Source organism: Sulfuricurvum sp. (assembly GCF_036279695.1).
Lineage (GTDB): Bacteria > Campylobacterota > Campylobacteria > Campylobacterales > Sulfurimonadaceae > Sulfuricurvum.
On the sequence record NZ_DASUIQ010000073.1, the window covers coordinates 1 to 3735 of the forward strand.

The following is a 3735-nucleotide window of genomic DNA, read 5'->3' on the forward strand; positions in this document are numbered from 1 at the left end:
ATATTATGCATACCCTATAGACTATTAATCCAAATTAGAGGAGCAATTTATGGCAGTTCTAATTACCGACTCTTGTATCAACTGTGACGCGTGTATCGAGGAGTGTCCTGCAACGGCGATTGTCAGCGCTTCGGATTCGCCGCTTGAGGATGGGGAATACACTTATGTGAAGCCTGAAAAATGTATCGAGTGTGTGGACTCCGCCGTACCGAAATGTGCCGATGTGTGTCCGACCGAGGGGTGCATTGTGTGGGATATGCCCTACATTGCCGAATATAACGACCATTTTGTAAACAGTGGCGAGTATGTGATCCGTGTCCATAAGTCCAAAGGGTTGATGTCACCGGAGGTGAATCCGATGCCGTGGCGGGAGAGTATCACGATGGAGCAAAGAGAAGCTCGGGTGAGTGTTGGGGAGACGTTGAAGCTTTATAATTAGAGTGTTTATAGAAGTATTAAACCATCTGAATCTGTAATCGTTTTCCCATTGCACTGACAGCACTTTCAATGGTTGCTAGGGTGATAGAGGTATTGAGCGGATCGAGCAGACGATCAATCGCACTGCGACTGGTCTTCATCCGCTTTGCCATTTCAGTTTTGGTGATATGCTCTTTTTTCATCGTCTCTTCGAGTTGATATGCGATGACCCGTTTGATCGCTACCGCTTCGGCTTCTGCAAGCATCCCCTCTGCTTCTAAAAAATCATCGAAACTGGTTCCGATTCCTTGAGGTTTCATCGTAGATTGTTTTTTATCCATGAGTAATTGTACCATTTTTGGTACGGTATGTCAAAAAGTGAAGATTGAATACCTAACCTCTAGTTCCTCATATTCATTCCGTTTATAAAGTACGGTTTTCAATTGGAAAATCTTCATCTATATCTTTAAGTAATGAAAATTTATTTTTTTCAAAAAATCGTGTGGCAAGAATATTGGATATCATAAAAAAGATGAAAATCCCTATATTTATCTCCCAAGGCATACTAAGTTGGTATTTTAAATAGGAGTATTTTTCCATCTGTGTTTTCAAAAATCCATTTTTGGATGAAGGGGAATTTTGAATCTGTTTTTTGATTATATCCGCTATAGTGAGATTTACCTCTCCATTATGTACAATGGCATTCTCAAGTTCTCTTTTAAAAAGTTCATGTTCCGTGAATGCCAACGTTTTACACCATTGAATTTTTTTGGATTGATCTAATGAAACAATAATGAGAACATCGTTTTGTTTTATCCCTTTCCAGTGCATACTTAGAGCGTATGGGAAATCTTTTTTAACCTCTTGGACGACATACAGGATAATATTGACCTCTTTTGATTTGCCGTAGAGGGCGTTTAGTCTATCGAGTGATTCTTCAAGCTCTTTTTTGCTATCTGGCTCTAAAACATTGAGCGGATCAATAATACGGTCGATACCGATAGGCCCAAATCCCTCTTCACGTAATTGTGGATAATTGACTAATTTTGACTGATAATTAGGATAGCTTTTGGTGAAACTCTCTTTTAAAATCGTCCCACCGTTTGCTTTTATGTAATCGACATATTTACTTTTGTACGATGCCGGAATCAGGTAATCGTTGGCATAGGATCGATATCGATTACCATCACCTGTCGAAATCTGTCCGGAATGGTGTAGCTCTTCTTTCACGGAATTCTCAAAAAGTGCCGTGTAATACAGATAAATGTCACGCTCTATATCGATTTCTTTAGAATCTGCGAGGCGTAGATAGTATTGAGCAGGATGGATGGTTGTTGCTGTTTCGTAGTGGCATGAACGGCGTCTTGATCCCTTGCAAACTTTCTTTTGGTACTGTTCTGTCCATTGTTCGTCATAGAGTACTTGGGCAACTTTTGTATTAATGGTATTTTCATTGAGCAAATCGGTCGTTTTAGCAAAAAAAATCGTGAAAATAGTCACCAGATAAATCGTAAACAGATAAAAATGAAAAAGAAACTCACCCCATGTATACTCTACATGATTTTTGAATTTTCTATAAATTGGATAGCCGAAGGTTATAATAAAAATTGCCCAAAGAACAGGATTGGCTAAAGCTACTTGGAAAAATATTTCCAAATTCATAAACCATATAAGAGTGAATGGAAATAACAATAGTATTTTAATAAATGCCCAGTAAGCGTTTATTCTTTCGTAAAGATAAATTTTAACTTTTTCTAAATATGAGTTCATTTTTTAATCACCTCCGCATCCTCCTCCGCCATCGCCGCCTGTGTCCCCTCCGCATCCGCCGGAACACCCGCTTGAGCATCCTATATGACTAGCACAATACCCATCACCGTATGCAGGAGAAGCGGGATTATTGCAATCGAGTACATAGTGATAGCCATCAGGGATCAGTAAAAGAGCATCGATAGCGAATATCATCGGCAGCCGATCCGGTTTTTTTGGATCGATCTTTTCGCTCACGCAAGCGAGCCTCCATGCCTTTTTTATCCCCTCTTGCGCCAAGGTAGGGGTTTTCATCGCTTCGGTCGGTGTATGGTGTAAAAACCGTCCCAACCCGCGATCACAAAACTCTTTGTATGCTCGGGTAAAAAGGATAAATTCGTGCCATGCGACATCGACGACTTGAGAGGGCATGGCAACCATCGTTTTACCTGCGCGATGGGTCATAAAAAAATACTCACGCAGGGTATCGAAAACCAAAGTGATATTATCATCGCTCAAATGAGGGTAGCGAGCTTGGACTTTTTTACGCAGTGCGGGATGAAACCGGTACGTTTCGAGGTATGTTAGTCGGGAAGTTTTGGTAGAGTAGCTATAGATCAAAAGTGCGACACTGAGTATAACGAGAGCGATAATTATTTTTTCCATCGAGATGTCTTTTTGTCTAATCTCGTTGTTTGATTTCATGCAACATGGATTTGATCTCTTCAAGTTCTTGATGGATACGTAGAGAAGAAACACTTGATTTGTATGCCATAATGATCAATTTTACAGAAACCAAAAACACACCCGCTTCCAATAATATATCGTGAGTGAATCCTGTAAAAAACAGGGCTATTGTAAAAAGAACAAAGGTGATTAATATAACTAGTAAAGAACCTATATCAAAATGTTTCATTTTTTTCCTTTTTGATACTCGTCAAATGATGAGATATTGTAGCATAAGTGTCGAGAGGAAGGAACGTTCTTGGATCGCGGTATGCTCTTTTACTACTTTTCGGCTAAACAGAAAAGTAGGGAGCTATTTTGAAATGTGGGGTGAGGGAAGGTAAATTAAAATTTAAGGCCTGACCTCTATTTCTTTTCTAGGAAATACATTATATTTAATAATTTTTTCAAAATTAGAAAACTTATCAGAATTTATTTTTGAAAAATCAATTTTTGGTATTTCCTCCTGTGCCATTTTTCTGACAGACTCTGGAATAAATTTGATTTTAGTGATGAATTTTACTAGAAGTTCAATTTGTTCTTCTGTTGTATAAGTTTGTTTATAAAGATCAATAATTTGAACATGATCAAAAATAATGTCACCGATAACTGATTCAATTTTTTCAATTAGTTCAATTATATATAATCCAAAAGCTAAATATTCCTCGTTGGCATTGCGGTTAGGAATACTTTCTGGGGCTAATAGCATGGGAAAATTATCATTAAAGTGCGAAGCACAAGTAATATCATATCCTCTATGTACAATAGAATTACGTAATTCTCTTAGATAATTGTAATTGCTTTCACCATTATCAAATTTATCAAAGACAAATGCCTTGATAA

General features: G+C 38.0%; 6 protein-coding genes. 1 reads left to right on the forward strand and 5 read right to left on the reverse strand.

Translation table 11 applies throughout. The features are described from left to right. Window positions 1–49 precede the first annotated feature (49 nt). Window positions 50–439: a 4Fe-4S dicluster domain-containing protein gene (locus tag VFW36_RS07660; RefSeq protein WP_329658222.1), complete on the forward strand. Its 390-nt coding sequence runs from the start codon at window positions 50–52 to the stop codon at window positions 437–439. A 16-nt stretch (window positions 440–455) separates the two neighbouring features. Here VFW36_RS07660 and VFW36_RS07665 read toward each other — a convergent pair whose 3' ends face one another. From VFW36_RS07665 to VFW36_RS07685, 5 genes are all read right to left on the reverse strand, one after another. Further along, window positions 456–773, reverse strand: a complete 318-nt coding sequence (locus tag VFW36_RS07665; RefSeq protein ID WP_329658223.1) for a Fis family transcriptional regulator — start codon at window positions 771–773, stop codon at window positions 456–458. Window positions 774–840: 67 nt separating this feature from the next. Next, window positions 841–2187: a hypothetical protein gene (locus VFW36_RS07670; RefSeq protein WP_329658224.1), complete on the reverse strand. Its 1347-nt coding sequence runs from the start codon at window positions 2185–2187 to the stop codon at window positions 841–843. Between the two features lie 3 nt (window positions 2188–2190). Then, window positions 2191–2832: a hypothetical protein gene (locus VFW36_RS07675; RefSeq protein WP_329658225.1), complete on the reverse strand. Its 642-nt coding sequence runs from the start codon at window positions 2830–2832 to the stop codon at window positions 2191–2193. A gap of 16 nt (window positions 2833–2848) precedes the next feature. Then, window positions 2849–3082, reverse strand: a complete 234-nt coding sequence (locus tag VFW36_RS07680; protein ID WP_329658226.1) for a hypothetical protein — start codon at window positions 3080–3082, stop codon at window positions 2849–2851. A gap of 162 nt (window positions 3083–3244) precedes the next feature. Next, on the reverse strand, window positions 3245–3735 hold a 491-nt coding region (locus tag VFW36_RS07685; protein WP_329658227.1), incomplete at its 5' end, for a hypothetical protein.

Excerpts from the sequence above, each read along its gene's own strand:
- VFW36_RS07660 (WP_329658222.1), top strand. The coding sequence starts at position 50 with ATGGCAGTTCTAATTACCGACTCTTGTATCAACTGTGACGCGTGTATC.
- VFW36_RS07665 (WP_329658223.1), bottom strand. The coding sequence starts at position 773 with ATGGTACAATTACTCATGGATAAAAAACAATCTACGATGAAACCTCAA.
- VFW36_RS07670 (WP_329658224.1), bottom strand. The coding sequence starts at position 2,187 with ATGAACTCATATTTAGAAAAAGTTAAAATTTATCTTTACGAAAGAATA.
- VFW36_RS07675 (WP_329658225.1), bottom strand. The coding sequence starts at position 2,832 with ATGGAAAAAATAATTATCGCTCTCGTTATACTCAGTGTCGCACTTTTG.
- VFW36_RS07680 (WP_329658226.1), bottom strand. The coding sequence starts at position 3,082 with ATGAAACATTTTGATATAGGTTCTTTACTAGTTATATTAATCACCTTT.